We start from the raw sequence: 26862 nt of genomic DNA, 5'->3' as shown, positions 1-26862 counted from the left end.
CCCGGCGGAAGGAGCAAAGGCTCCGCCGCCGGGCCGTGCCGAGCCCTGGGCACCGGGCCTGGAGTCGCCCGCTCAGTCGGTCGAGGACGCCGCCGCCACCACGGCGGCCGACGCGTTCCGGATCCGGCAGTAGTACGCGGCCATCGCCTCGCCGTCGCCCTGGTAGCGCCACGGCAGCGCGTTGACGTACCCGTCGACCAGCTTGAACTGTTCGAGCGCGGCGTCGTCGCGGTCCTGGAGGGCGAGGTAGTACGCGAGGAGGTGCCGGAGTTCCGGGAGACGGGGGTGGGTCGGGTCGGCCGCGGCGGCGTCCGCGAGACCCGCGTCCACGCGGCCGATCATCTTCGGGGTGCGGTCCGCCTCCGCGTCGTCCGACGTGTCGTGCTCGAAGTGCGCGATCAGCGGCAGGACGGTCAGCAGGCCACCCAGCGGCGCGTTCGCCGCCGCCCGCTCGGCGAACTCCGTCGCCAGCTTCTCCGAGCCCCGCCACTTCGCGCACCAGTACTGCAGCGCCGAGAAGTGGGCCTCGTAGTGGTGCGGCGCCCGGGCGGTGATCTCCGTCCAGAGCCGGTCCATCTCGGCGTGCGGATAGCCGAGCCCGAGCGCGACCCAGATCTCGGTGATGAACGGCGTCGGGTCGTCGGGGTTGAGCGCCGCCGCCCTGCCGATCTCCTCGCGGGAACGTTCCAGCATCCGGTGGAAGCCGCCGAACTGCTCACCGGTCGTGTACTTGGCCAGCTTCCCGCCGCGCAGGTCCCAGGCCAGGATGACCGTGCTGCGGGCCCGGACGACGGCGGCGTCCGGGTCGTCGGGACGGTCCGCCTCCCAGGCGAGCAGCCAGTCGTCCTCCTTGGCCGCGATCTCCGCCAGCAGATACGCGGCGGAGGACCGGCGCTCCCAGTCCCGGCCGGTGTCGTGCATCAGCTTGGCGGCCGCCTTCCAGTCGCCGCCCCGTACGGCCGCGAGTGCGGATTCCACCCCCGTCGGGAGCGGGCCCGCGTACTCGGTGTTCTGCCGCTCGGCCGGTAGCAGTCCCATCGCCTGGGCGACGTCCGGGTCGACGTCGCCGCTGGGGCGGAAGAACTCCTTGAGGAACACCCCGGCGATCCAGAGCCCGAAGAGCAGGGTCGGCACCGCCAGGACGGCCAGTATCCACAGCAGTACGGTCATCGCGGTGCGTCCGTTTCTCGGGCGGCGGGGCCCTGGGGGGTGGGCAGCAGCATGCGTAGCGGGCGAGTGTCCGGGTGGTCGGCGACGGCCGCGTCGATCGCCGCGCCGAGGTCGCTCTCGGTGCCGTCCGGGGCGGGCGCCAGCCGCGCCGCGGCCGGTTCCGACCAGGAGAACTCCCAGCTCAGCCGGGAGTGGGCGCTCAGCTCGGCCAGCACCATGCCCTGCAGCGCGTCGGCCAGCGCGGGCCGCACGAACTCACGGAAGGCCCGGCCCTGCGCCTCGGTCGCCTGGTCGGACAGGGGCAGCCGCCGCGCCAGCTGCCACAGCTGACCGTCGTCGATCACCTTGAGCAGCGCCGCCAGCGTCGGGTGGTCCTTGGTGTACATGGCGAGCGCCCGGTGCAGCGGGGTGTCGAGGGAGGCGAAGTTCGCGACCATCGAACCGTCGAGCAGCTCCTGCCAGTCGCCGGTGCGCCGGAACCGCAGCACGTCCTCGGTGAGGACCGCGTCCTCCAGCGCCGCCAGGGTCCGGTCCGGGTCGGTGAGCAGGCCGAGCGCCGCGCCCCTGGCCTCGTCCGTCCGCCCGTCGGCGGGCAGCGCCTCGATCCGCTCGACCCGGTCGGCGATGGGTGGGTGCGAGTCGTACGGCGATGCCGGCTCGGTCGGCAGGTCGGTGCGCAGGCCGACCAGTTCGAGCTGGCGGGCGGAGAGCATGCGCCCGTAGCCACCGAAGAACTCGCCGCGCGGCGGCATCAGCCGGGCCTCGGCGCCGAGCGTGGCGTAGCTGTTCATGTAGAACCCGAACGCCGCGTCCAGCGCCGGGATCTCGCGCAGCGCCGACGCGGTGGCGTCCCGGCCGGCGACGCGGACGGACGCGAGGTCGGCGGCGTACTCCTGGCGGCGGGAACCGGCGAGCGTGGCGCGCATGTACAGCTTGGCGTAGCCGATGTAGATCTTCGCCATCGCGCGGTACGTGAGGCCCGCGTGCCCGGTGTCGATCTCCCGGGTCTTCTTCCCCTTGGCCGCGGCCTTGGCGTTCTTCTTCTCCTGCCGGGCCCGCTCACGTCCGGCGCTTTTGTCGGCCCGCTCCTCGAAGTGCCGGACGGTGCGCAGCACCTGGGCGCGGCCGCGCACGGTGAGGGCGGCGAGCCGGGTGTCGGAGTTCGAGTAGTGGCCCAGCTCATGGGCGAGGACCGCGCGCAGCTGCGCCTCGGTCAGGCCCTGGAGCAGCGGTACGCCGAGGTAGAGGCGGCGCGGGCCGGGCAGCAGGCCGAGCAGCCGGGCGTCCTCGGCGACCGCGGCGTTGACGTCGGCCGTCAGGACGATCCGGGAGGGCGCCCGGGTGCCGACCTGGTCGGCCAACTCCCGTACGGTCCGCCACAGTTCGGGCTCGTCGGCCTCCGTCACCGGCAGGCCGGGCGGTTCCTCGCCCCTAGGCGTCCGCAGCATGAACAGACCGCGGACCAGCGGGATCGCGAGCAGTACGGAGACCACGTACAGCTTGGCGGCGACGCCGGACGGAGCGTGCAGGTAGAGCAGGTAGTCGGCGCCGACGAGCGCCGCGAGCAGGATCACGCCGAGCAGATAGAAGCCGGCGAGCAGCACGAGGGCGCGCAGTGCGCGCAGGGTCGCGCCCATTGGGCAGGTTTCCCCCCACGGAAAGATCGCGAACGATCATGAATACGGTGAAAACGGTCGGTCTGGGACGTGTCCATGACCAAAGGTGTGAGGGGCGGAGTATTTCGCACGGGTGTGCGGGGTCGCAAGGGCTTACTGGGGGCGGGCCGGACGTCCCACGGGGTCAGTGACGTCCCACGGGGTCAGTGCGGCAGCGTCGCCGGGCTGCCGCCGTTCGCCTCGTACCCCGCGACCGCCAGCGCCCGGTATATCGCGTAGTCCGCGGCAGGGTCGGAGGTGAGGGTCCAGGGCAGGGCACCCACGTGGCCGTCGACGTGGACGAGTTGGTCCATCGCCTCGGACCAGCGCTCGGAGCGGACCAGGAAGAGGATCAGCAGATGGCGGACATGGGCCAGCATCGGGTCGTCGGGGCGCGCGGCGTGCACCGCGAACAGGGCACCGTGGATGGCCTTGGTGACGACCTCGCTCTCGTAGAAGCCCTGCACCAGGTTCACCTCGGGCAGGTGCTCGAAGACCGCGAAGAGAGGCATGGCCGCGAGGAGCGAACCCTGCGGCGCGCGGGCCGCGGCCGCCTCCGCGAACGAGTACGCCAGCTCCCGCGAACCGTGCCACTTCTCGCACCAGTAGTGCAGGGCCGCGAAATGAGCGCCCATGTGCGCCGGCGCCCGGTCCAGGATCTTCAGCCAGAGCTGCTCGAACTCCGCCCGGGGGTACGCCAGCCCACGCGCCACGGACAGCTCGATGATGTACGGGATCGGGTCACCGGGGGCCAGCAGCGCCGCGTCGCCACACGCCGACCTGGCCTCCTCCATGATGATCCGGAAGTCGTCCGTGCCCGGCGTCGACGTCCGCCACGCCTGCTGCACCAGGAACTCCGCGTGCACCGCCGCGCCGCCCGCGTCCTTCGGGGCCTCCGCGCGCCACACCCGCAGCCACTGCCCGCCCGGCGTCTCGCCCACCCCGCCGGGCCGCTGCGCCAGCTCCAGCGCCGCCGCGCCCGCGAACGCCTGCACCCGCTGCCATCTGACCTCGCCGTCCGCCTCCGTACCGGCCAGCAGCTGCTTCGCCGCGCGGTAGTCCTGGGAACGCTGCACCACGTCCAGCACGTCCAGCAGATCCTGGTCGGGGCCCGGCATCCGCACGTCCAGCAGCTCCTGGCGCATGAACCCGTAGTCCGCCGGGTCCGCCGCGTCCGGATGCCCCGCCTCGACCTGCTGAATACCGGCCCGCCGCCGCGCCACGATCGGCCACATCACGAACCCGATCATGAGCATCGCCATCAGGACCCAGAGAATCTCCATGCCACAAGGGTTCCAGACGCCGCCGACAATTGCGCAACCCGGTCGGCGTCCTGTGGACAACTCCGCTGCCCGCGGCATGGCCAGGGGCGCGGGGAACTGCGCGACCGGCCACGACAGACCCGCAGTCGCCCGAACACAGTCGCTCCCGAGCTATGAGGCGTCCCGGCGGCCGCGCGGAGCGCTTAGGCTCGACATCTATGAGCGACACCCACCACAGCCAACACTTCGAGACCCTCGCGATCCACGCGGGCAACACCGCGGATCCCCTCACCGGCGCCGTCGTCCCGCCGATCTACCAGGTCTCGACCTTCAAGCAGGACGGCGTAGGCGGCCTGCGCGGCGGCTACGAGTACAGCCGCAGCGCCAACCCCACGCGCACCGCGCTGGAGGAGAACCTCGCCGCCCTGGAGGGCGGGCGCCGCGGCCTCGCCTTCGCGTCCGGGCTGGCCGCCGAGGACTGCCTGCTGCGTACGCTGCTCAGCCCCGGCGACCACGTGGTCATCCCCAACGACGCGTACGGCGGCACGTTCCGTCTCTTCGCGAAGGTCGTCTCCCGATGGGGCGTGGACTGGTCGGTGGCCGACACCTCCGACCCCGCGGCCGTCCGCGCCGCCATCACCCCCAAGACGAAGGTCGTCTGGGTGGAGACCCCCTCCAACCCGCTGCTCGGGATCACCGACATCGCGGCCGTCGCCCAGGTCGCCCGCGAGGCCGGCGTGAAGCTGGTCGTCGACAACACCTTCGCCACCCCCTACCTCCAGCAGCCGCTCGCGCTCGGCGCGGACGTCGTCGTGCACTCGCTCACCAAGTACATGGGCGGCCACTCCGACGTCGTCGGCGGCGCCCTGATCGTCGGCGACCAGGAGCTGGGCGAGGAACTGGCGTACCACCAGAACGCGATGGGCGCGGTCGCCGGGCCCTTCGACTCCTGGCTGGTGCTGCGCGGCACCAAGACGCTCGCCGTCCGCATGGACCGGCACAGTGAGAACGCCACCACGGTCGCCGACATGCTGACCCGCCACCCGCGCGTGGCCGGCGTCTACTACCCCGGCCTGCCCGAGCACCCCGGTCACGAGGTCGCCGCCAAGCAGATGAAGGCGTTCGGCGGCATGGTGTCGTTCCGGGTCACCGGCGGCGAGGAAGCGGCCCTGGAGGTCTGCGACCGCGCCAAGGTGTTCACCCTCGGCGAGTCCCTCGGCGGCGTGGAGTCCCTGATCGAGCACCCGGGGCGCATGACGCACGCCTCGGTGGCCGGTTCGGCCCTGGAGGTGCCGGCCGACCTCGTCCGCCTCTCCGTGGGCATCGAGAACGTCGACGACCTGCTGGAGGACCTCCAGCAGGCCCTCGGCTAGGCACTCCGGCCCGGGACCGGTCCCGGGCCGCGGGCGCTCACCAGTCCGTCACCGGTGGGGTCGTCGTCGACGGCGGCTCCACCCAGGGGCGGGTCGTCAGCGCCCACACGAAGAACGCGACCACGGCGGCCGACAGCACCAGCCACAGCAGACGGCGGGCCACCGTCCGGCGCCGCAGCATGCGCCCGCCGCGCCGCATCGCCGCCGCGCACAGGTCGGGCGGCACCTGGGCCGGCCGGCGCTCCAGGATCTGCCGTACGGCCGTCTCGCGTTCCCGCAGACTCATGACGGCGCCACCTCCACCACCTTCTTGGCGCGGACCTCGCGTGGGGGATGCAGGACGGTCGCCATCGCGCGCAGACAGATCGTCCGCACCCGCTCGACGGGCAGCCCGAGGAGCGCCGCCGTCTGTTCCTCGGCTACTCCCTCGTAGAGGCGCAGGACCAGGATCAGCCGCTCCTGGGGACTGAGAACGCCCAGGGCGCCCACGCGCGCGTGGCGGAAGAACGTGTGGTGGTGCCAGGCCGCCCGGGCGAAACGGACGGCCAACTGCTGGCGGGTCCGGTCGTAGGGGTCCTCACCGCGCAGCCGGTCCCAGGTGGCGTACGTGTGGGCGAGGGCGTGCGTCAGCAGCCGTCGCGCGCGCGGGTTGTCGTCCGGCGCCTCCGCCGTGAACAGGGTGGCGGTCTGCAACAGCCGCCCCGCCGCACCCGCGACGAACGCCTCGAACTCCCGGGCCCGGCGGGCGCCTTGGGCCCCATGTCGATCTCGCACCACGCCTCCCGCCTGAGGCCGGCCCTGAGGGGAACAGGGCCCGCTCTCATATGAGGCCAGGAGCGGGGGCGCGGTCAAGGGTCAGGAGGGCGACGGTGCCTCCGGCGCCGCCGCCATGCGGGTGGAGAGCGCCGTGTTGAAACGGGTGAGGAGGGAGCAGAACGCCTCGCGCTCCTCGGGGGCCCAGTCCTGGGTGAGTTCGGCCATCAGCTGGCGCCTGGAGGAACGTACCTCCTCGAGGCGGGCGAGCCCACGGGGCGACAACTGGAGCACCACCGCCCGGCCGTCCTCCGGGTGCGAGGTGCGCTTGACGAGTCCCGTGTCCACGAGCGGCGCCACCTGCCGGGTGACCGTCGAGGAGTCGATCCCCATGCTCGCCGCGAGCGCCTTGACGCCCATCGGGCCTTCGTTGTCGAGGCGGTTGAGCAGCAGGTACGCGGCACGGTCCATGGAGTTGCGCACCTGCCCGACGCCGCCGAGCCGGGTCTGTTCGGCACGGCGTGCGAACACCGCGACCTCGTGCTGCAGCGTGTCGAGAAGACCGTTGTCACCGGCGGTCGTCATGTCCATCGACATTTCAGGTGTTGTGGGCATGGCCAAAGGCTCAATTCATGCGTGGGGCGCTGGGTTGGGGGACAGAGTACGCGGACCGGACGCGGGGCGTACCGGCGCCGCTGAAACCAGTCCCGCGCCTTGGTCACACACGCGTTCCACCGCTGTGAACTGCGAGACTGGTGGTCATGAGCTACAGCACGGCTGACTCCTTTCCGGTGGTGACGCTCGACGACGTGCGAGGCGCCCAGAAGATGCTTACCGGCGTCTCACGTGTCACCGCGATGGAGGGCAGCAGGCATTTGTCGCAGCTCGTCGGCGCGCCGGTGCACCTCAAGTGCGAGAACCTCCAGCGGACGGGCTCGTTCAAACTGCGCGGCGCGTACGTCCGGATCGCGGGGCTGCTGCCCGAGGAACGCGCCGCCGGAGTCGTCGCCGCGAGCGCCGGCAACCACGCCCAGGGCGTCGCCCTCGCCTCCTCCCTGCTCGGGGTCGGCTCCACGGTCTTCATGCCGAAGGGCGCCCCGCTGCCGAAGGTCAGCGCGACCGAGGAGTACGGCGCCGAGGTGCGGCTGCACGGCACGGTGGTCGACGAGACGCTGGCGGCGGCCCAGGAGTACGCGGCCGAGACGGGCGCGGTGTTCATCCACCCGTTCGACCACCCCGACATCATCGCGGGTCAGGGCACGGTCGGCCTGGAGATCCTGGAGCAGTGCCCGGAGGTGCGCACGATCGTCGTCGGGGTCGGCGGCGGAGGGCTCGCGGCGGGTGTCGCGGTCGCCGTGAAGGCGCTGCGGCCGGACGTGCGGGTCATCGGTGTGCAGGCGGAGGGCGCCGCCGCGTATCCGGTGTCGCTGGCCGCCGGACGGCCGGTCGCGGTCGACAACCCGGCGACGATGGCCGACGGCATCAAGGTCGGACGGCCCGGCGACGTGCCGTTCGGGATCGTCGCAGACCTGGTGGACGAGGTCCGCACGGTCTCGGAGTACGACCTCTCCAGCGCCCTGCTGCTCTGCCTGGAGCGGGCCAAACTGGTCGTGGAACCGGCCGGCGCCAGCCCCGTCGCGGCCCTGCTGCGCGACCCGGAGGCCTTCGAGGGGCCGGTCGTCGCGGTGCTCTCCGGCGGCAACGTCGACCCGCTGCTGATGCAGCGCATCCTGCGGCACGGCATGGCCGCCGGAGGCCGCTACCTGCAGGTACGCCTCCGCCTCACCGACCGTCCCGGCGCCCTCGCGACGCTTCTGGGTGTGTTGTCAGTGGTCGACGCTAATGTCCTGGACGTGAGCCACGTACGGACCGACCCCCGGCTCGGGCTCACGGAGGTGGAGGTCGAACTGCACCTGGAGACGAGGGGGCCGAAGCACTGCGCCGAGGTCAACCACGCCCTGCGCGAGGCGGGTTACACCGTCATCGACTGAGGGCGGCGCCGCTTCGATCTCACTCGTCACCCGTTCGGGGTAAGTCCATTGAGAGACGCGATACATCGCGTTATGGTGTGTCTCGTGCTCGCTGAACCGCTGTGAAAGAACCCCATAGACGTGGAGACCTCACATGCCAGGCGCCATCCATGCCGAAGGTCTGGTGAAGACCTTCGGTGACGTAAGAGCCCTCGACGGTGTCGATCTCGACGTCCCCGAGGGCACCGTTCTGGGTCTGCTCGGGCCGAACGGCGCGGGTAAGACGACCACCGTCCGCTGTCTCACCACCCTCCTGCGGCCCGACAGCGGCAGGGCCGTGGTCGCCGGCATCGACGTGCTGAAGGACCCCGACGCCGTACGGCGCTCGGTCGGCCTCTCCGGCCAGTTCGCCGCGGTCGACGAGTATCTGACGGGCCGTGAGAACCTGCAGATGGTCGGCCAGCTCTACCAGATGCGGGCCAAGGACGCGAAGGTCCGCGCGGGCGAACTGCTGGAGCAGTTCCACCTCGCCGACGCCGCCGACCGCCCCGCCAAGACGTACTCCGGCGGAATGCGCCGCCGGCTCGACCTGGCCGCCGCGCTGGTGGTGTCGCCGCCGGTGATGTTCATGGACGAGCCGACCACCGGACTCGATCCGCGCAATCGCCAACAGCTGTGGGACGTGATCAAGCAGCTCGTCTCCGGCGGTACGACCCTGCTGCTCACCACCCAGTACCTGGAGGAGGCCGACCACCTCGCGCACGACATCGCCGTCGTCGACCACGGCCGCGTCATCGCCCGCGGCACCTCCGACCAGCTCAAGGCCCGCACCGGCGGCGAGCGCGTCGAGGTCGTCGTGCACGAGCGCGAGCGCATCCCGGACGCCGCCGAGGTGCTGACCGGCTTCGGCAAGGGCGGGACCACCGTCGAGGAGCACACACGCAAGCTCACCGTGTCCGTCACCGGCGGCGCCAAGCTCCTCGCCGAGGTCATCCGCGAGCTGGACACCAGAGGGATCGAGATCGACGACATCGGCCTGCGCCGCCCCACCCTGGACGACGTGTTCCTCTCCCTGACGGGACACCTCGCCGAGGTGAAGGACGAGACCGAGGCCGGGACCGAGAGGCTCGGGGAGGCGACCGACGCGAAAGGGCGCGGCCGCAGGAAGGAGGGGTCCAGATGAGCGCCGTCACCGGAACCGCGCGCGTCGCACCGTCCGGCAACCCGTTCACCCGGTCCGTCCGGGACTCGCTGGTCGTCGCCAAGCGCAATCTGATCCGTATGTCCCGCATCCCGGAGATGGTCATCTTCGGGCTTATCCAGCCCATCATGTTCGTGGTGCTGTTCACCTATGTCTTCGGTGGCTCCATGAACATCGGCGGGACCACCGACCCCGACGTCTACACCGAGTTCCTGATGGCCGGCATCTTCGCGCAGACCGTCACCTTCGCCACCGCCGGCGCCGGAGCGGGCATCGCCGACGACATGCACAAGGGGCTCATCGACCGCTTCCGCTCGCTGCCCATGGCGCGCGGTGCCGTGCTCACCGGGCGGACGCTCGCGGACCTCGTCCAGACGGCACTCACCCTCGCCGTGCTGGCCGTGGTCGCCCTGCTCGTCGGCTGGCGCACCCACACCAGCGTCGGCGAGGTGCTCGCCGCCTTTGGCCTGCTGCTCCTGCTCGGATACGCGTTCACCTGGGTCGGCGCACTGATCGGGCTCTCCGTGCGCACCCCCGAGGCGGCCACCTCCGGCGGGCTGATCTGGCTCTTCCCGGTCACCTTCATCTCGAACGCGTTCGTGGACTCCAGCAGAATGACGCCCTGGCTCCAGCACGTCGCCGACTGGAACCCGTTCAGTGCCACCGTCCAGGCCTGCCGCGAGCTCTTCGGCAACCCGGGGGTGTCGCCGTCGGACGCCTGGCCCATGCAGCACCCGGTGTGGGCCTCGCTGATCTACTCGGTCCTCATCATCGTCATATTCCGCACCCTGTCGGTGCGGAAGTACCGCTCGGCGGCGGCGTGAACGGCGGCCGACCCCGCACATGACCGGGCCCCCGGCACCGAAGGGGCGCCGGGGGCCATGGGGCGAGTGAGAGACGTGCGGTCAGCTCTGGTAGGGCACGGCCTTGAGGATCTTCACCGAGGCGAACTTGCCGTTCGGCAGCTCGTACTGGGCGTCCTGGCCGACCTTCTTGCCGATCACGCCCGAGCCGAGCGGGGACTGCGGCGAGTAGGTCTCGATATCGGAGCTGGCGTACTCCCGGGAGGCGAGCAGGAAGGTCACGGTGTCGTCCTCGTCGCCGTCGAAGGCGATCGTCACGACCATGCCGGGAGCCACCGCGCCGTCCGCCGACGCCGGCGCCTCGCCGACCTTCGCGTTCTCCAGGAGCTGGGTCAGCTGGCGCACACGGAGCTCCTGCTTGCCCTGCTCCTCCTTGGCCGCGTGGTACCCGCCGTTCTCGCGCAGGTCGCCCTCCTCGCGCGCGGCCGCGATCTTGGCGGCGATCTCCGTGCGCGCAGGACCAGACAGGTACTCCAGCTCGGCCCTGAGCTGGTTGTACGCCTCCTGGGTCAGCCAGGTGACGTTCTCGCTGGTCTGGGTCACAGGTGCTCCTCGTAGGTACTGGGAATACAAAGCATCGCCCTACCCAGAAGAATGTTCCTTCACGAGTGGGCGAAACCACGAGCCTAACAATTCAGCGGCGGGAGGGGGAGGACATAAACCACAAGCGTTACGTCGACGCAGGTCAGGGTGGCGCTCAGTCGGCGTGGCAGCCGAGCAGCTCGGCGGTGGTGCCGCGCGTGGTCGTCTTCAGGGTGACGACCTCGTCGATGTCGGTGGTGCCGGCGTCGAAGCGGAAGTCCGCGCGGCCCACCTCGGCGCCGTCCTCGGACTGGGAGCGCACCGTGCAGTAGGCCTCCACGCCGGCGTCCTTGTCGCCCCTGAGGTGCACCTTCACCGAGTTCGCCGAGGTATCGAAGGTGTAGATCTCGACGCTGATCTTGTTGCCGGCCACGTAGTGGAAGGCGAACCAGCCGATGAGGACGAGGAGGGCCGCGCCGAGGACGCTGCCGATGACCTTGAGCTTGCGGTCGGCGCGCTCGTCCGGGGAGCGGCCGTAGCGACCCTCGGGAAGCCGCGTGCTCGCCGTCGTCATGGTCGCCCTCTCCGATCCGGTCTGATCCGGCTGATCTCCGGACCGGGAATATCCCGCCCCCCGATGCCGTCACTATAGAAGCCCCCGCCCAGCGCCTGACGGCCACCCCACACGGGTGTCCGAGCGGGACGGCAGTATGGACTCACCGGATCGCGCCGGGCCGAGTCACCGTAGTTCAGGCCGGGCGCCGAGTGACGAGGGAATGAGTCTTGACTGACCAGCTGCGACTGATGGCCGTGCACGCGCACCCCGACGACGAGTCGAGCAAGGGTGCGGCCACCATGGCGAAGTATGTGTCCGAGGGGGTGGACGTGCTGGTCGTGACCTGCACGGGCGGTGAGCGCGGCTCCATCCTCAATCCGAAACTGCAGGGCGACAAGTACATCGAGGAGCACATTCACGAGGTCCGCAAGAAGGAGATGGACGAGGCCCGGGAGATCCTCGGCGTCAGCCAGGAGTGGCTCGGCTTCGTCGACTCCGGCCTCCCCGAGGGAGACCCGCTGCCTCCTCTCCCCGACGGCTGCTTCGCCCTGGAGGACGTCGACAAGGCGGCCGGCGAGCTGGTCCGGAAGATCCGCGCGTTCCGTCCCCAGGTGATCACCACCTACGACGAGAACGGCGGGTACCCGCACCCCGACCACATCATGACCCACAAGATCTCGATGGTGGCGTTCGAGGGCGCGGCGGACACCGAGCAGTACCCGGAGGCCGAGTACGGCCCGGCGTACCAGCCGCAGAAGCTCTACTACAACCAGGGCTTCAACCGCCCGCGCACCGAGGCGCTGCACAACGCCCTGCTGGAGCGCGGTCTGGAGTCCCCCTACGGCGAGTGGCTCAAGCGCTGGGACGAGTCCGACCACAAGGACCGCACCCTCACCACGCATGTGCCCTGCGCCGAGTTCTACGAGATCCGTGACAAGGCTCTCATCGCCCACGCCACGCAGATCGACCCCGACGGCGGCTGGTTCCGGGTCCCGATGGAGATCCAGAAGGAGGTCTGGCCGACCGAGGAGTACGAGCTCGCGAAGTCCCTCGTGGACACCTCGCTCCCGGAGGACGACCTCTTTGCGGGCATCCGCTAGCCCTGGGGGACAATGCCAGGCATGAGCGTAAGCCTGGCAGTCACACACCTCGTCCCCCTCGCCAAGGAGGTGGACGAGGACAAGGTCACCCCCGGCGTCCTCGGTTTCATCGTCTTCGCGGTGATGGCCCTGGCCGTCTGGGGCCTGATGAAGTCCATGAACAAGCACATGGGCAAGGTCGACTTCACGGAGTCGCCGGACCCGGAGGCCTCCGTCGAGGAGACGGCGACGGACGCGGCCGGGAAGAAGACGACCCCCGCCAAGGGCTGACCGCCGACGCGACGGCTCGACCGACCGCCGACGCGACGGCTCGACGGGCCGGCCGCGTGGCACCGCCGAGGTGCCGCGCGGCCACGTCCTGTCGTCGCGGGGCGAGGGGACACCGAGCCCTCGCTCACCCGTGCCCGCCCGACACCGGTACGCCCATCACCTCGCGCGCATGGCGGTTGGGGACCATGCCGAGGGTCCAGGCTCGCCAGCCGCTCTCCAGGTTGACGCCGCGTTCCAGGAGGAGCTGGTAGGCCTCGATGTACTCGGTGAGTTTCTCGTCACGCAGGGGGTGGTCCGTGCGGGAGAGGTGGGCCAGGTCCTCCTGGGCGACGGCCGTGCCGATCTCGACGCCGCCGGGAGCCGCGTAGGGCAGCAGGGTGCACTTGAGGAAGCGGGCCCAGTCCTCGCCGCGGCGGTCGCTGTAGGAGGCGAAGAGGCGGGTGGCCTCCTCGCAGAGGGCCAGTGCCTGGGGGAGGCGGGTGTTGCCCGCGTCCACGACCGCCAGTTCCAGGCAGGTCCAGGCCTCCCCGTGGGCGACGCCGATGCGCTGGAAGTCGGCGCGGGCGTCGACGAGGAGCTGGCGGGCGAAGCCGGAGTTGCGCAGCGAGCCGGTCTGCACGGCGCGCTGGTCGCGGGTGACGCGGGCGGAGTGGTGGCGGGCGCAGGCCAGGCCGTAGACGTCCCGCATCCGGGAGAACATCGTGCGGGAGCGTTCCAGCTCGCGGACCGCCTGGTCGAGGTTGCCGGTCTCCTCCAGCGCCTGGCCCAGGTAGTAGCCGGACCAGGCCTCGCCGCGGGCGTCCTCGTTGTCGCGGTGCCGGGAGAGGGCCTGGCGCAGACCGCCGACGGCGGCCGAGGGGTCACCGGCGACGAGGCGGGCGCGGGCCAGCTGCGTCATCGACCAGGCCTCGCCCCGAGGGTCCCGGGTACGGCCGAACAGGTCGAGCGCCGTGCGCAGTTCGGCCTCCGCACGCGGTATCTCGCCCATGCGCAGCATCAGTTGGCCCAGCTGGTAGTAGGCCCAGCCCTCGCCGTGCAGGGACTCCTGCTGGCGGTGCAGGACCAGCGCGCGGGTCAGCAGGTCCAGGGAGTCCGCCAGGTGGGAGCGGTCGCGTTCCACCGCCGCCAGGGCGTGCATCGTCCACGCGCGGTCCGCCGCCAGCTCGGGGGGCGACTGCATCTGCAGGGCCTCCAGGAGCTTCTCCGCCGCCTCGGTCAGATTGCCCTGGTGGTGGAGGGTGATGCCCAGGGAGCACAGGGCACGGGCGGCGCCCGCGTCGTGGTTGGTCTCCATGTACAGGTTGACCACCGACGCCAGCGTCGTGCGGGACTTGTCCAGCTCGCCCAGCTGCCGGGCGGCGATACCCGTACGCCACTGGACGGAGCGGGTCAGCAGGCCCTGCCCCACCGACTGGGCCAGCTCGTTGAGTTCGCCGAGGCGGTAGAGGTCGCCGCGCAGCAGGCAGTAGTCGCACAGGGCGCCCAGCAGACTGAGCACGGCCGCCTCGTTCACGCCCTCCGCGTGCCGGAGCGTGGAGGTGATGAAGCTGGTCTCGTCGTCCAGCCAGCGCAGCGCCTCCTCCAGCGACACGAAGCCGTGCTGGCCGAAGCGGTCCGAACGGGTCGACATGTTGCCGTCGACCAGCCGCAGGACGGAGTCGGCCAGGTCCGCGTAGGTGACGATGAGGCGTTCCTGCGCGGCCGTGCGCTCGCTCGGTTCCTCCTCGTCGAGGAGGCGGGCGTGGGCGAAGGCGCGGACCAGGTCGTGCAGGCGGTAGCGGTTGCCGTGGACGTGGTCGATCAGGCCCGCGCGGGCGAGCGCGGTGAGATGACGGGTCGCCTCCGTCTCGTCGGTGGCGAGGAGCGAGGCGGCCGCCGCCGCGCCCAGGGAGGCGCGGCCCGCGAGGGCCAGCCTGCGCAGCAGCCGGCGGGAGAGCTCCGACTGGTCGGTGTAGCGGAGCCACAGGGCCCTCTCGATCGGCTCGACCGGGCCGTACGCGCCCAGGTCCGTGGCCAGTTGGTCGGGCGTGCGCGGGCCGAGGGACGAGCCGGCGATCCGCAGGGCGAGGGGCAGCCCGCCGCACAGGTGCCGGATCCGGGCGACGGATTCCGTGTCGTACGACCCGGTGCGTGCCCCCGAGGACGGTCCGGCGACGACCCCTGCCGCGCCTGTGGCCGTGCCCGAGGCTCCCGCAGCCACGCCTGCGGCTCCCGCCGACAGCGCCGCGCCGTCCTGGGCCGCCGTGCTCAGCAGTTCGTGCGTGCCCTCCCCGTCGAGCGCCTCGACCGGCAGCTGGTGGACCCAGGCCGGCAGGTCGGCGGGGAGGGCGAGCGGGGAGCGGGCGGTGATGATGACGAGGCTGTCGGAGCGCTCGGGGACGAGGGTGCGGACCTGTTCGGGGTCGGAGGCGTCGTCGAGGACGATCGTCACCGGCAGGGCGGTCAGATGCTGGTGGTACAGCTCGCTGAGCCGTTTGACCTGCTGGTCCTGGGAGGTCCGCTCGCGGAAGAGCAGCTGGTCGCGGGGTGCGCCGAGACGATTCAGTAGATGCATCAGCGCGTCCCGGGTCGACAGCGGCGGCTCCTCCGGGCTGTCGGCGCGCAGATCGACGACGCAGGCGCCCCGGAAGTAGTCCCGTAGTTCATGGGTGGCGCGGACGGCGAGAGCGGTGCGGCCGGAGCCGGACGGGCCGTGCAGCACGACGACGGTCGGCCGGGTCTCGGTCTCCGCGCGGGCCGCCTGCACCCACTGGCGGATCTTCCCCATCTCCGTCCGCCGGCCCGCGAACCGGTCGTCGGCCTCCGGGAGTTGGGCGAACGACTGCTCCAGTACGTTGCGCCGCCGGGCCGCCGCGCTCTTGTCGGCGCCGCGCAGCTGAGGTGCCTTCTTCTTCGCTGTCGCCGTCGACGCGGCGAGGACGCGCTGCTGGTCCAGGAACGGGCGGATGCCGCGCACCTCCAGTGCCGTGAGCCACTGCAGCCGCAGCTGCTCGGGGCCGCCGGGCTGGCTCAGGGCGCCCGCGTGGTGGTGAGCGGCGGGGAGGTGCGAGGCGGTGACCTTCAGGACCGTGGCCACGGCGCTCGCGATGCCGACGATCACCCCGGTGCTCACGGCGGTGCCGGGGGCGACGCCGAAGGAGAGGTCGGCGACGACCGCCGTGCCGGCGGCGACGGCCGCGACCAGCAGGGGAGTTCCGGAGCCCTCCTTCGCGTAGCGCTGTCGGAAGGTGGGGCGACCGGCCTCGGACTCGTCCAGTGCGCGGGTGTACGTCTCGTACTCCTCGGCCGCGTTCTGCGCCATCGCGTCCAGCGAGGCGCGGGCGCGCCCAAGCAGGACGACTCCGTCGGTACGGCCGCCCGATCTGCGGACCTCCTCCTCGACCGCCCGGACCAACAGCCGTTCGGCCTCCCCCCGGTGGCTGTCCCGCATCACACGTCCCCCTATCGCCGAAACGGTTGCCTCCGGCCAGTGTGCGGGGCGTAGTCCGACTAGGCGAGAGGGCGTGATCGTGGGTGGGGGCTCGGGTGCGGGGTTTCGCTGTGGGGGCTCGGGTGGTCGGCCGGGTGCGGGTGCGTCGTGGTCGCTCCCGCAGTTCCCCGCGCCCCTTTCAGGGGCGCGCCCTGTGCTGAGCTGGGATTCCCGGGTACTGGGGAATGATGGTGCCCATGGCGAACCGACTGGCCCACGAGACATCTCCCTACCTTCTCCAGCACGCCGACAACCCGGTCGACTGGTGGCCCTGGTCGGCCGAGGCGTTCGAGGAGGCGCGCAGGCGGGGGGTCCCGGTGCTGCTCAGCGTCGGGTACTCCAGCTGTCACTGGTGCCATGTGATGGCGCACGAGTCGTTCGAGGACCGGGAGACCGCCGACTATCTGAACGCGCACTTCGTGAGCGTCAAGGTGGACCGGGAGGAGCGGCCGGACGTCGACGCGGTCTACATGGAGGCCGTACAGGCGGCGACCGGGCAGGGCGGCTGGCCCATGACCGTGTTCCTGACGCCGGAGGGAGAGCCCTTCTACTTCGGCACCTACTTCCCGCCCGCCCCCCGCCACGGCATGCCCGCCTTCCGTCAGGTCCTGGAGGGGGTGCGGGCCGCCTGGGCGGACCGGCGGGACGAGGTCGCCGAGGTCGCCGGGAAGATCGTGCGGGATCTGGCGGGCCGGGAGCTGAAGTTCGAGGCGGTCGACGTGCCCGGGGAGGACGAGCTCGCGCAGGCGCTGCTGGGGCTCACCCGGGAGTACGACGCGGCGCGCGGCGGCTTCGGCAGGGCGCCCAAGTTCCCGCCCTCGATGGTGATCGAGTTCCTGCTGCGGCACGCGGCGCGCACCGGTTCCGAGGGCGCGCTCCAGATGGCGCGGGACACGTGTGAGCGGATGGCCCGCGGCGGCATCTACGACCAGCTCGGCGGCGGCTTCGCCCGGTACTCCGTCGACCGTGAGTGGGTCGTGCCGCACTTCGAGAAGATGCTGTACGACAACGCCCTGCTGTGCCGGGTGTACGCCCACCTGTGGCGGGCCACGGGCTCCGAGCTGGCCCGGCGCGTCGCCCTGGAGACGGCCGACTTCATGGTCCGTGAACTCCGCACGAACGAGGGCGGGTTCGCCTCGGCGCTGGACGCCGACAGCGACGACGGGACCGGGAAGCATGTCGAGGGCGCCTACTACGTCTGGACGCCCGAGCAGTTGACCGAGGTGCTCGGCGAGGAGGACGCGGTGCTCGCGGCCCAGTACTTCGGGGTCACGGAGGAGGGGACGTTCGAAGAGGGGGCGTCCGTCCTTCAACTGCCGCAGCACGAGGGCGTGTTCGATGCCGAACGGATCGAGTCGGTCAGGACGCGGCTGAACGGGGCGCGTGCGCGCCGGCCCGCCCCCGGCCGCGACGACAAGGTGGTGGCCGCCTGGAACGGCCTCGCCGTCGCCGCGCTCGCCGAGACCGGCGCCTACTTCGACCGCCCCGACCTGGTGGACGCCGCCATCGCCGCCGCCGACCTCCTCGTACGACTGCATCTGGACGAGCGGGCGCGGCTCGCGCGGACCAGCAAGGACGGGCACGTCGGGGCCAACGCGGGCGTGCTGGAGGACTACGCGGACGTCGCCGAGGGGTTCCTGGCGCTGGCGTCGGTCACGGGGGAGGGGGTGTGGCTGGAGTTCGCCGGGTTCCTGCTCGACCATGTGCTCGTCCGGTTCGTCGACGAGGAGTCCGGGGCGCTCTTCGACACCGCCGCCGACGCGGAGAAGCTGATCCGGCGGCCGCAGGATCCGACCGACAACGCCACTCCGTCGGGGTGGAGCGCGGCGGCGGGCGCGCTGCTGAGCTATGCCGCGCACACCGGTTCCGAGCCCCATCGGACCGCCGCCGAACGGGCGTTGGGCGTGGTGAAGGCCCTGGGGCCGAGGGCGCCGCGGTTCATCGGGTGGGGGCTGGCCACGGCGGAGGCCCTGCTCGACGGGCCGCGTGAGGTGGCGGTGGTGGGACCTCAGGGGCATCCGGGGACGAAGGAGCTGCATCGGACGGCGTTGCTGGGGACCGCGCCGGGTGCGGTGGTGGCCGTAGGGACTACGGACAGTGACGAACTTCCGTTGCTGGCCGACCGTCCTCTCGTCGGCGATGAACCGACCGCGTACGTCTGCCGTAACTTCACCTGTGACGCTCCCACGACAGATGTCGACAGGCTGCGCACGGCTCTCGGATCGCCCGCAGGGGGCGCAACCGGCTGAAACCCGCCGGTCCGGGACCCGGACAAGATCGAACAACCGACTGGAAACGGGCCGTGTGGGGACACATCCGATTAGATGTTCCCCCGAACGGAAACACGGTTTTTATCGGAAGGGTCCCCAGGATTCACAGTTTCCCCCTAGGCTCTGCACAGTCGCGCGGCGGAAGTAACTCACCGTCGCGCAGGGGGTATTGGGGATCTGGGGGGATCTTTCGTGCTGACTTCCGTCTTCATAGCCGTGGTTTCGCTTGTCCTTTTCTGGATGGCGGCCTTCACTCTGTGGTGGCAGATGCACGCGTGGCGAACGCCCGAAGTGCTGGCCTCCACCCGCTTCAGCAGACCGGACGGCGACGAGCATCTGTCGTTCTCACTGCTGCTTCCGGCACGCCATGAACAGGCCGTGCTGGACCACACCATCCAACGGCTCCTCGAATCCAGTCACGACGACTTCGAGATCATCGTGATCGTCGGGCACGACGACCCGGAGACCACCGCGGTGGCCCGGGCCGCCGAGGAGCGCGACCCGCGCGTCCGCGTGGTGGTCGACCACCATGAGAAGAAGAACAAACCGAAGGCCATGAACACGGCTTTACCGCACTGCCGCGGTGATGTCGTGGGGGTCTTCGACGCCGAGGACCAGGTCCACCCGGAGCTGCTGTCGCACGTCGACCACGCCTTCCGCACCACCGGCGCGGACGTCGTGCAGGGCGGGGTGCAGCTCATCAACTACAACTCCAGCTGGTACAGCCTGCGCAACTGCCTGGAGTACTTCTTCTGGTTCCGGTCCCGGCTCCATCTGCACGCGCAGAAAGGATTCATCCCGCTCGGCGGCAACACCGTCTTCGTCCGCACCGACGTGCTGCGCGCGGCCGACGGCTGGGATCCCCACTGCCTCGCGGAGGACTGCGACCTCGGCGTCCGGCTGTCGAGCGTGGGCAAGAAGGTCGTCGTCGCCTACGACTCCGACATGGTGACCCGGGAGGAGACCCCCGGCAGCCTGATGTCGCTGATGAAGCAGCGCACCCGCTGGAACCAGGGCTTCCTCCAGGTCTACCGGAAGAAGGACTGGCGCCAACTGCCCTCTTTCCGGCAGCGGTTGCTCGCCCGCTACACCCTGATGACGCCCTATCTCCAGGCCGTCTCCGGGGTCATCATCCCGCTCAACGTCGCCATCGCGCTCTTCCTCGACGTCCCCGTCGGCGTCGCCTTCATCACCTTCCTGCCGGCCGTCACCGCCCTCGTCACCTTCGTGTTCGAGGTCGTCGGGCTGCACGACTTCGGCAAGCAGTACGGACTGCGTGTCCGGTTCGTCCACTACGTCAAGCTCGTCGTGGGCGGCCCCTTCTACCAGGTGCTCCTCGCCTTCGCCGCCGTACGCGCGGTGTGGCGCGAGCAACGCGGCCGCAACGACTGGGAGTTGACCAGTCATGTCGGCGCACATCTCGTGAACGCGAACGTCAACCGAGAGGACGTTCCTGCGTGACCTCCACACTTCCCGCGGCGGCCAAGACGGAAGTCAAGGTCCCCGCGCAGCGGACAGCTGTGCCCACAACCGGTTCGACAGGTCGAACAAACGATTCCTCTTCCGCTTCGCCCGCGCCCGAGGCACCGCCGAAGCGCCTGCGGAACTCGCGCCCCGACCTGCTCCTCTGCGCTCTCCTCCTCGTCGCGATCATGATCGTGCAGGGCTGGAACATCGCCGACTACCCGACCCTCAGCGACGACGAGGGCACCTACCTCGCCCAGGCCTGGGCCGTCCAGGAGGGCAGGGGCCTCGCCCACTACACCTACTGGTACGACCACCCGCCCCTCGGCTGGATCCAGCTCGCCGTCCTGACCTGGATCCCCGCCCAGCTCGCCCCCGAGTCGATGACCGTCGGCTCCATGCGGGTGGTGATGCTGCTGATCAGCGCCATCAGCGCCGTCCTCGTCTACGTCCTAGGCCGCCGTCTGTCGCTGCCCCGCTGGGCCGCCGCCCTCGGCATGGCCCTCTTCGGGCTGTCCCCGCTGTCGGTGGTGCTCCAGCGGGAGATCTTCCTCGACAACATCGCGGTGATGTGGACGCTGCTGGCGTTCTGCCTCGCCGCCTCGCCGAGCCGTCACCTCTGGCACCACTTCGGCGCCGGCATCGCCGCCGCCGCGGCCGTGCTCACCAAGGAGACGATGCTCCTCGTCCTGCCCGCCGTGCTGCTCACCATGTGGCGGCACAGCCACCGGGACACCCGCAAGTTCGCCCTCACCGGCGCCGTCACCGCATGCACCCTGATCGGCATCTCGTACCCGCTGTTCGCCCTGCTCAAGGGCGAGTTGTTCCCCGGCGCCGGCCATGTGTCGCTCTGGGACGGCATCGTCTACCAGATGAGCCGCCCCGGCTCCGGCTTCATCCTCACCGAGGGCACGGGCTCGTACGGCGTCCTGCAGTCCTGGCTGTACTACGACCGCGTCCTGCCGCTCGGCGGACTCGCCGGAGCCCTGCTGCTGTTGCTGACCTGGCGCTGGTCGGTGACCGCGCGGGCCCTCGCCGGCCCCGCGCTCGCCGTCGCCATCCTCGCCGGAATGGCCCTGCGCCCCGGCTACCTGCCCGCGATGTACGTCCTCCAGGCGCTGCCCTTCCTCGCGCTCGTCCTCGCGGGCGGCACGGCCAGCGTCGCCCACGGCGTCCTGCGCAGATGGCGCAGCGCGACCGAACGGAGGCCCCTGACCTGGGCACGGCACGCCCTCGCGCTCGCCCTGGCCGCCGCCGCTGCCGCGTATGTTGTCCCGCGCTGGTACGACGGCAACCACACCGCGATGACCTTCGACGCCAACGCGCCCTACCAGCAGGCCGCCGAGTGGCTCGGCAGGGAGGTCGAGGACCCCGCCGACACCCGGGTCCTGGTCGACGACGCGCTCTGGCTCGACCTCGTCCACGAGGGCTACCAGCCGGGCCTCGGCGTCATCTGGTTCTACAAGGCCGACCTCGACCCGGCGGTGACGAAGACGATGCCGGACGGCTGGCGCGACCTGGACTACGTGGTCGCCTCCCCGACCGTACGGCGTGACGCGGTCGACCTGCCCAACGTCAAGGGCGCGATGGAGAACTCGACCCCGGTGGCCACCTTCGGCACCGGTGAGGACCGCATCGAGATCCGCAGGATCGAGGGCGCGGGGGACGACGACCGGGCCCGCGGGACCGAGACCAAGACCGCCGACGACGACGGGATCCGCGATACCGAGGCCGCTGGAGGCGACCGATGAGCAGCGGAAGCTACGAGTCCACCGCCCCCGGGGAACTGGGCGACCCGGCGGTGCGCGGCGCCGAGGTGCCCGAGCCCGGGGCCGTCACCATCGTCGTACCGACCTACAACGAGTCCGCCAACGTACGGGAGTTGCTGCACCGGATCACCGAGACGGTGCCGTCGCGGCTGCCCTGCGAGGTGGTCTTCGTCGACGACTCCACCGACGACACCCCGCAGGTCATCGACGCCGCCGCGCAGGACTGCCCGTTCCCGGTGACCGTGCTGCACCGCGCCGAACCGGTCGGCGGACTCGGCGGCGCGGTCGTCGAGGGCATCAGGGCGGCCGGCTCCGACTGGATCGTCGTCATGGACGGCGACCTCCAGCATCCACCGTCCCTGGTACCGGAGTTGGTGGCCACCGGGGAACGGTCGGCCGCCGGTCTGGTGGTCGCCTCCCGCTACATCAAGGGCGGTAGCCGGGCCGGACTCGCGGGCAGCTACCGCGTGGCCGTCTCGCGCGGCGCGACCTGGCTCACCAAGGCCCTCTTCCCGCGCCGGCTGCACGGCATCAGCGACCCGATGAGCGGCTTCTTCGCCATCCGCCGCAGCGCGGTCACCGCCGACGTCCTCCAGCCGCTCGGCTACAAGATCCTCCTCGAACTCGCCGTGCGCAGCCGTCCCCGGCGCGTCACGGAGGTGCCGTTCGTCTTCCAGGACCGCTACGCCGGCGAGTCCAAGTCGACCGCGCGGGAGGGGTTCAGGTTCCTGCGCCACCTCATGGGGCTGCGGACGGCCTCGCCGCTCGCCCGCATGATCGTCTTCGGGCTGATCGGTGTCACCGGATTCGTCCCGAACCTCGCCGGGCTCCACGCCCTGACCTCCGCAGGACTGCACTACGTCCCCGCGGAGATCCTCGCCAACCAGCTCGGGGTGGCCTGGAACTTCCTCCTCATCGAGCACCTGTGCTTCCGCGAGCGGCGCAGGCACCGCAAGGGATGGGACCGCATCGGCAGGTTCGCGCTGCTCGCCAACGCCGATCTGGTGCTGCGCATCCCGCTGATCGCCCTGTTCGTCGCCAAGTTCGGGATGGGGGCACTGCCCGCGACCGCGCTCGCCCTGGTGACGACGTTCGTGCTGCGCTTCGTGGCGACCGAGGCGCTGGTCTATCTGCCGCGCGGCACGTCCCGCCGTGGCAGGAGGTCTCGCCGTGGGGAGCGCGGCGAGGAGAAGAGGGCTGGGCGGTCGGAGCAGCCGGACCAGGCCGAGCAGGCCGATCAGCCCGAGCAGTCGGCAAGGAGAGCCGCGTGAAGAACCTACTGAAGAACCGCTGGAAGACCCGGACGAGACCCAGACGGAGAACGGCCCTGCTGGCGGTGGGCGCACTCGCCTCCGGGCTGTTGCTGATCTCGCCCCAGCCCGCGTCCGCCGCCAACCTCGTCAAGAACCCCGGCTTCGAGACGGCCGGCACCGGCGACATGCCGTACTGCTGGTCGAAGTCCGGCTGGGGCGACAACGACTTCACCTTCACGACGGTGGCGGACGCCCACTCGGGCTCCAAGGCCATGAAGGTGGAGCTGACCCGACGGGTCTCCGGCGACCGCAAGGCCCTGGTCACCGAGTCGGCGGCCTGCGCGCCGCCGGTCACCGTCGGCAAGCAGTACGACCTGGGGCTCTGGTACAAGTCGACGACCCCGGACACCTCCCTCACGCTCTTCCGGCACGACACCACGGCCGGCTGGCAGTACTGGACCGACCTCAAGACACTGGAGATGGCGGGGAGTTGGACGGAGGCGACGGTCCGCACCCCCGTGGTCCCGGCGGGCACCGACCGGATCACCTGGGGCGTCTCCGTCTACGGCACCGGCTCCGTCACCACCGACGACTACACCATGGACCAGGTCGCCGACCCGATCCCGGACCCGGAGTGCACCGGCACACCGGCCGAGTGCCAGAACGGCCGCTGGGACGTCCTGCCCACCCAGAACCCCGTCCGCTCCATGCACTCCGTCGTCCTCAACAACGGCAAGGTGCTGCTGATCGCCGGCTCCGGCAACAGCGAGGAGATGTTCGAGGCGGGCACCTTCACCTCCGCCGTGTACGACCCGAAGAACGGCACGTACAAGCAGATCCCGACCCCGGACGACATGTTCTGCGCGGGCCACGTGCAGTTGGACGACGGCCGGGTGCTGGTGATGAGCGGCAACAAGGCGTATCCGGTGGTGGGCGGACACGGCTACGAGGGCTACAAGGACTCGTACGTGTTCGACCCGGTGACGGAGACGTACAGCAAGACGAACGACATGAACGACGGCCACTGGTACCCGTCGGCGACGATCCTCGGCAACGGTGACGTCATCTCGTTCGGCGGTCTGCGCGAGGACTCCACGGGTTCGGTGACGGCCGAACTGTGGTCGGACGCCGAGCAGAAGTGGCTCGAGCTCTGGAAGGTCAACCAGACCTGGTCGTACTGGGGCCTGTACCCGTCGATGATCCTCATGCAGGACGGCCGCCTCTTCTACTCGGGCAGCCATGTCTTCGGCAACAACATCCCGGGGACGGGTTCGGCGATCTACGACTACGGGGCCAACACGATCACACAGGTCCCGGGCCTGCAGCGGAAGGACGAACGCGACCAGTCCGCGAGCGTGCTGCTGCCCCCGGCCCAGGACCAGAAGGTCCTGACGCTCGGCGGCGGCAACATCGACTCCAACCCCGCGGCGAACCGCCTGACGGACGTCATCGACCTCAAGGCCGCGAACCCGGCGTACGTCGCGGGCCCGCCGATCCCGCAGGGCACGGTGGACCTGGGGGGCGGCAAGGTCGCCCAGACCGGCGACCAGGGCAAGATGTACGTCTCGGCGGTGCTGCTGCCCGACGGCAAGGTCCTGGAGACGGGCGGCGCCCTGCACAACCGCGCCGACCCGGTCTACGAGACGTCGATCTACGACCCGGCGACCAACACGTTCGACCAGGTGGCGACGGACCCGGAGGAGCGCGGCTACCACTCCTCGGCCTTCCTCCTGCCCGACGGCCGTGTCATGACCACGGGCGACAACCCGGGCAACGGCACCTGGAACCACGACGTGTCGATCTACACCCCGCCGTACCTCCTGAAGGGCGACCGTCCCGCCATCACCTCGGTGATCGACAAGGAGTGGGTGTACGGCGACACGCAGCGCATCACGGTGGACCGGCCCATCGCCAAGGCGGAACTGATCCGCCCGGCGGCGGTAACCCACTCCTCCGACCCGAACCAGCGCTTCGTGGACCTGCCCCTGTCGGTGGACGGCAACAACGTCGACCTGAACGTGACGAGCAACCCGAACCTGGCCCCGCCGGGCTGGTACATGCTCTTCGCGGTCGACGCCAACGGCGTGCCCTCGGTGGCCGAATGGGTCCACCTCCAGGGCCCGTCCGCCCTCGCGCAGGCCTCCGGCGACGCCCCGTCGGCCCACGTCCACGACTTCGCGGACGCCCCGAAGGGCAAGGTCACCGGCCCCGGGAAGAAGGTCAGGTCGAAGAAGGTCAGCCCGACCGTCTCCGGCTGCGACCGCCACTACGGCACGGCGAACGTCTGCGTGCCGACTGCCTTCCCGGCGGAGGTCAAGAAGACGACGGCCTCGCGGTGCGCGTGGTTGAAGGAGAACGACTACGGGCGCCTGAAGGTCAACGGCAAGGACGATCCGCTGAAGCTGGACCGCAACAGGGACGGTCTGGCGTGCGGGAAGGGTGATGTGAAGCGCCGCTGACGATCACCCGGTCGGCATGATCGGCCCTCGTGCCCGGTGGCAACCGCCGGGCACGAGGGCCGTGTCGGTCACGCGCACTCGACGATGCGCGCGGCGCTGGGCGAGGCTTGGACAGACTGTCGACATTCCGGTGCGGCTGCTGGCGGAGGCTGGCTGTCGAGGGCTCGGCAGAGGGCGGCGTGAAGGTGCTCGGCTTCGGCGAGGGTGAGTGCCAGCTCAGTGTCTGCCGGGTCTCCGCCGGTACGGGTCAGTCGTAGCGGTACGGCGGACGGCTGTCGCCGGTGCGCCCTTGGAGAATCGGCGGTGGTGTTCTTTGAGAGCGCGGGCATTCACGACCCCGACATGATCCTGGACGATGACCGGTGGATCGAGTGGCGCGGCGGCCGTGCCCACCAGGGGAGCGCCGCCTGAGACCAGCGCTCGCCGCACCACAGGTCCGCACCGTCTTGCCGACCGCTCGGTCAGGCGTCGAGGGCCTGGCGGAGGGTGTCGTGGCAGTCGATGACGGAGTCGACGCCGACGATCTGGATGGTGCGCAGCACTGCCTCGGTCACGGCGGCCAGGCGCAGCCAGCCGCCGGCCTCAGTGAGGTTCCGGTGGGCGGCGATGAGAATGTTGATGCCGGTGGAGTCCATGAAACTCACGCCGCGCATGTCGACCACGACGCAGGGGCCGGCGGTGCCGGTGACGTCCAGGGCCTGCCGCATCGCCTCGCCGGTGTGGTGGTCGATCTCTCCGGCGAGCGTCACCACGCGGACGCCTTCGCTGGCGGTGGAAACGACCGACAACTGGCCCGGCTGCTCAGCGTGTTCGGTGTCCGCCATCTTTCCCTCACCCATGTCGGTGATACCGGCACACCGGATCTTCACACCGGGGGCCGCCCAGCATCGTACGGGTGATCCCTTTGCGTGGTGGAGCCAACAGCCAGGCGCGACCGGCGTCGCCCCCGCCCGCGGGGGTACGCGGCACACAGCGCGGGGGCGCGCGGGCGGGTGAACGGGAGCGATAGCAGCAGATGACGGAACCAGAGCCAGTGAGCGGCGGCGGCACGGATCCGGCCGCCGGCCACCCGTTGCAGACGACGGTGGCACTGGAGGGTGACGGTACCGACATCGCCCGCGCCCGCCACCTGGCCGCCGCCTTCCTCACCCGGAGTCAGACCGAGCACGGGCTTCTGGTCTCCCAGCGCGGCATGGATCTCACGCAGCTGGTGGTCAGCGAACTGGTCACCAACGCCCGCAAGTACGCGCCGGGCCCGGTCCTGCTGGATCTGCGGATCGACGGCGAGGCGGTCGAGGTGACGGTGTGGGATGGCGATCCGGTGCTGCCGGTGGCCCGGGCCGCGGACACCGGCCGGGTGGGCCAGCACGGCCTGGAGATCGTGATGGCCGTCGCCCAGGGCTTCGAAGCCCGCCAGGAACCGGTCGGCAAACGCATCACCGCCCGCATCGCCCTTACGCACGGGACAGCTTGATGGTGGTGT

22 protein-coding genes are annotated in these 26862 nt (G+C 70.8%); 12 read left to right on the top strand and 10 right to left on the bottom strand.

Features of this window, described 5'->3' with window-relative positions; genetic code table 11:
• Window positions 1-72: 72 nt before the first annotated feature.
• The 3 genes from PUR53_RS07020 to PUR53_RS07010 all read right to left on the bottom strand — a co-directional run bounded on the left by PUR53_RS07020 (window position 73) and on the right by PUR53_RS07010 (window position 4108).
• Entirely contained in the window at window positions 73-1170 is a 1098-nt protein-coding gene (locus PUR53_RS07020; RefSeq protein ID WP_329907743.1) for a hypothetical protein, read from the bottom strand.
• Window positions 1167-2807 carry a M48 family metallopeptidase gene (locus PUR53_RS07015; protein ID WP_329907742.1) on the bottom strand — a complete coding sequence of 547 codons (1641 nt, stop codon included), beginning with the start codon at window positions 2805-2807 and terminating at the stop codon, window positions 1167-1169. Before PUR53_RS07015 ends, PUR53_RS07020 begins: the two co-directional genes overlap by 4 nt.
• Before the next feature lie 182 nt (window positions 2808-2989).
• Window positions 2990-4108, bottom strand: a complete 1119-nt coding sequence (locus PUR53_RS07010) for a hypothetical protein (RefSeq protein WP_329907741.1) — start codon at window positions 4106-4108, stop codon at window positions 2990-2992.
• Window positions 4109-4305: 197 nt separating this feature from the next.
• Between PUR53_RS07010 and PUR53_RS07005 the strand changes: the two genes are divergently transcribed.
• Window positions 4306-5460 carry a cystathionine gamma-synthase gene (locus PUR53_RS07005; protein ID WP_329907740.1) on the top strand — a complete coding sequence of 385 codons (1155 nt, stop codon included), beginning with the start codon at window positions 4306-4308 and terminating at the stop codon, window positions 5458-5460.
• A 37-nt stretch (window positions 5461-5497) separates the two neighbouring features.
• Here the strand turns inward: PUR53_RS07005 and PUR53_RS07000 are convergent, their stop codons facing one another.
• From PUR53_RS07000 to PUR53_RS06990, 3 genes are all read right to left on the bottom strand, one after another.
• Window positions 5498-5746, bottom strand: a complete 249-nt coding sequence (locus PUR53_RS07000) for a hypothetical protein (protein ID WP_329907739.1) — start codon at window positions 5744-5746, stop codon at window positions 5498-5500.
• Complete coding sequence (locus PUR53_RS06995; RefSeq protein ID WP_329894689.1) at window positions 5743-6234, bottom strand: sigma factor-like helix-turn-helix DNA-binding protein; 492 nt, start codon at window positions 6232-6234, stop codon at window positions 5743-5745. The genes PUR53_RS07000 and PUR53_RS06995 overlap by 4 nt, the downstream gene beginning before the upstream one ends.
• 81 nt (window positions 6235-6315) lie before the next feature.
• Entirely contained in the window at window positions 6316-6810 is a 495-nt protein-coding gene (locus tag PUR53_RS06990) for a MarR family winged helix-turn-helix transcriptional regulator (protein ID WP_329907756.1), read from the bottom strand.
• Window positions 6811-6974: 164 nt separating this feature from the next.
• Here PUR53_RS06990 and ilvA point away from each other — a divergent pair, with 164 nt between their 5' ends.
• The 3 genes from ilvA (at window position 6975) to PUR53_RS06975 (ending at window position 10208) form a co-directional block, all read left to right on the top strand.
• Window positions 6975-8204, top strand: a complete 1230-nt coding sequence (gene ilvA / locus PUR53_RS06985) for a threonine ammonia-lyase (protein WP_329894688.1) — start codon at window positions 6975-6977, stop codon at window positions 8202-8204.
• 133 nt (window positions 8205-8337) lie between these two features.
• The gene (locus PUR53_RS06980; RefSeq protein WP_329894687.1) at window positions 8338-9366 is read left to right on the top strand and encodes an ATP-binding cassette domain-containing protein; all 1029 of its coding nucleotides are present in this window, start codon (window positions 8338-8340) and stop codon (window positions 9364-9366) included.
• Complete coding sequence (locus PUR53_RS06975) at window positions 9363-10208, top strand: ABC transporter permease (RefSeq protein WP_329894686.1); 846 nt, start codon at window positions 9363-9365, stop codon at window positions 10206-10208. Before PUR53_RS06980 ends, PUR53_RS06975 begins: the two co-directional genes overlap by 4 nt.
• An 81-nt stretch (window positions 10209-10289) precedes the next feature.
• Here the strand turns inward: PUR53_RS06975 and greA are convergent, their stop codons facing one another.
• Both greA and PUR53_RS06965 read right to left on the bottom strand, forming a co-directional pair.
• Window positions 10290-10790 (bottom strand): transcription elongation factor GreA, encoded by a 501-nt coding sequence (gene greA, locus PUR53_RS06970; RefSeq protein ID WP_033528003.1) that lies wholly within the window; start codon window positions 10788-10790, stop codon window positions 10290-10292.
• Window positions 10791-10944: 154 nt separating this feature from the next.
• The gene (locus PUR53_RS06965; protein ID WP_329894685.1) at window positions 10945-11343 is read right to left on the bottom strand and encodes a DUF4307 domain-containing protein; all 399 of its coding nucleotides are present in this window, start codon (window positions 11341-11343) and stop codon (window positions 10945-10947) included.
• Between the two features lie 230 nt (window positions 11344-11573).
• Between PUR53_RS06965 and mca the strand changes: the two genes are divergently transcribed.
• Window positions 11574-12425 carry a mycothiol conjugate amidase Mca gene (gene mca / locus PUR53_RS06960; RefSeq protein WP_329894713.1) on the top strand — a complete coding sequence of 284 codons (852 nt, stop codon included), beginning with the start codon at window positions 11574-11576 and terminating at the stop codon, window positions 12423-12425.
• Window positions 12426-12446: 21 nt separating this feature from the next.
• Complete coding sequence (locus PUR53_RS06955; protein WP_329894684.1) at window positions 12447-12695, top strand: hypothetical protein; 249 nt, start codon at window positions 12447-12449, stop codon at window positions 12693-12695.
• Window positions 12696-12819: 124 nt separating this feature from the next.
• Here the strand turns inward: PUR53_RS06955 and PUR53_RS06950 are convergent, their stop codons facing one another.
• Window positions 12820-16125, bottom strand: a complete 3306-nt coding sequence (locus tag PUR53_RS06950; protein WP_329907738.1) for a hypothetical protein — start codon at window positions 16123-16125, stop codon at window positions 12820-12822.
• A gap of 236 nt (window positions 16126-16361) precedes the next feature.
• On the opposite strand from PUR53_RS06950, the gene PUR53_RS06945 reads away from it, so the two are divergent.
• From PUR53_RS06945 to PUR53_RS06925, 5 genes are all read left to right on the top strand, one after another.
• Window positions 16362-18413, top strand: a complete 2052-nt coding sequence (locus tag PUR53_RS06945) for a thioredoxin domain-containing protein (protein ID WP_329894682.1) — start codon at window positions 16362-16364, stop codon at window positions 18411-18413.
• A gap of 213 nt (window positions 18414-18626) precedes the next feature.
• Window positions 18627-19895, top strand: coding sequence for a glycosyltransferase (locus PUR53_RS06940; RefSeq protein WP_329894681.1), 1269 nt, complete (start codon window positions 18627-18629; stop codon window positions 19893-19895).
• Window positions 19892-21649 (top strand): ArnT family glycosyltransferase, encoded by a 1758-nt coding sequence (locus tag PUR53_RS06935; RefSeq protein WP_329907737.1) that lies wholly within the window; start codon window positions 19892-19894, stop codon window positions 21647-21649. The genes PUR53_RS06940 and PUR53_RS06935 overlap by 4 nt, the downstream gene beginning before the upstream one ends.
• Window positions 21646-22938 (top strand): glycosyltransferase family 2 protein, encoded by a 1293-nt coding sequence (locus tag PUR53_RS06930; protein WP_329894679.1) that lies wholly within the window; start codon window positions 21646-21648, stop codon window positions 22936-22938. The genes PUR53_RS06935 and PUR53_RS06930 overlap by 4 nt, the downstream gene beginning before the upstream one ends.
• A gap of 65 nt (window positions 22939-23003) precedes the next feature.
• A complete protein-coding gene (locus tag PUR53_RS06925) occupies window positions 23004-25379 on the top strand; it encodes a galactose oxidase-like domain-containing protein (protein WP_443080268.1) in 2376 nt (791 codons plus the stop codon).
• Between the two features lie 461 nt (window positions 25380-25840).
• Here PUR53_RS06925 and PUR53_RS06920 read toward each other — a convergent pair whose 3' ends face one another.
• Window positions 25841-26203, bottom strand: a complete 363-nt coding sequence (locus PUR53_RS06920) for an STAS domain-containing protein (protein ID WP_329894952.1) — start codon at window positions 26201-26203, stop codon at window positions 25841-25843.
• A gap of 191 nt (window positions 26204-26394) precedes the next feature.
• Between PUR53_RS06920 and PUR53_RS06915 the strand changes: the two genes are divergently transcribed.
• Window positions 26395-26853, top strand: a complete 459-nt coding sequence (locus tag PUR53_RS06915; protein ID WP_329894951.1) for an ATP-binding protein — start codon at window positions 26395-26397, stop codon at window positions 26851-26853.
• Window positions 26854-26862: the final 9 nt, after the last annotated feature.

It is taken from the genome of Streptomyces sp. SP18BB07 (genome assembly GCF_036322545.1).
In the GTDB taxonomy this organism is placed as follows: domain Bacteria; phylum Actinomycetota; class Actinomycetes; order Streptomycetales; family Streptomycetaceae; genus Streptomyces; species Streptomyces deccanensis.
The sequence above is the reverse complement of the archived record's forward strand: the minus strand, read 5'-3'. Positions and strand labels throughout refer to the sequence as shown.

Bases quoted from the DNA above. Each gene is read 5' to 3' on its own strand.
- PUR53_RS07005 (WP_329907740.1), top strand. From the start codon at position 4,306: ATGAGCGACACCCACCACAGCCAACACTTCGAGACCCTCGCGATCCAC.
- PUR53_RS07020 (WP_329907743.1), bottom strand. From the start codon at position 1,170: ATGACCGTACTGCTGTGGATACTGGCCGTCCTGGCGGTGCCGACCCTG.
- mca (WP_329894713.1), top strand. From the start codon at position 11,574: ATGGCCGTGCACGCGCACCCCGACGACGAGTCGAGCAAGGGTGCGGCC.
- PUR53_RS06980 (WP_329894687.1), top strand. From the start codon at position 8,338: ATGCCAGGCGCCATCCATGCCGAAGGTCTGGTGAAGACCTTCGGTGAC.
- PUR53_RS07015 (WP_329907742.1), bottom strand. From the start codon at position 2,807: ATGGGCGCGACCCTGCGCGCACTGCGCGCCCTCGTGCTGCTCGCCGGC.
- PUR53_RS06955 (WP_329894684.1), top strand. From the start codon at position 12,447: ATGAGCGTAAGCCTGGCAGTCACACACCTCGTCCCCCTCGCCAAGGAG.
- PUR53_RS07010 (WP_329907741.1), bottom strand. From the start codon at position 4,108: ATGGAGATTCTCTGGGTCCTGATGGCGATGCTCATGATCGGGTTCGTG.
- PUR53_RS06975 (WP_329894686.1), top strand. From the start codon at position 9,363: ATGAGCGCCGTCACCGGAACCGCGCGCGTCGCACCGTCCGGCAACCCG.
- PUR53_RS07000 (WP_329907739.1), bottom strand. From the start codon at position 5,746: ATGAGTCTGCGGGAACGCGAGACGGCCGTACGGCAGATCCTGGAGCGC.
- PUR53_RS06920 (WP_329894952.1), bottom strand. From the start codon at position 26,203: ATGGCGGACACCGAACACGCTGAGCAGCCGGGCCAGTTGTCGGTCGTT.
- PUR53_RS06965 (WP_329894685.1), bottom strand. From the start codon at position 11,343: ATGACGACGGCGAGCACGCGGCTTCCCGAGGGTCGCTACGGCCGCTCC.
- PUR53_RS06950 (WP_329907738.1), bottom strand. From the start codon at position 16,125: ATGCGGGACAGCCACCGGGGGGAGGCCGAACGGCTGTTGGTCCGGGCG.
- ilvA (WP_329894688.1), top strand. From the start codon at position 6,975: ATGAGCTACAGCACGGCTGACTCCTTTCCGGTGGTGACGCTCGACGAC.
- PUR53_RS06945 (WP_329894682.1), top strand. From the start codon at position 16,362: ATGGCGAACCGACTGGCCCACGAGACATCTCCCTACCTTCTCCAGCAC.
- PUR53_RS06930 (WP_329894679.1), top strand. From the start codon at position 21,646: ATGAGCAGCGGAAGCTACGAGTCCACCGCCCCCGGGGAACTGGGCGAC.
- PUR53_RS06990 (WP_329907756.1), bottom strand. From the start codon at position 6,810: ATGTCGATGGACATGACGACCGCCGGTGACAACGGTCTTCTCGACACG.
- PUR53_RS06915 (WP_329894951.1), top strand. From the start codon at position 26,395: ATGACGGAACCAGAGCCAGTGAGCGGCGGCGGCACGGATCCGGCCGCC.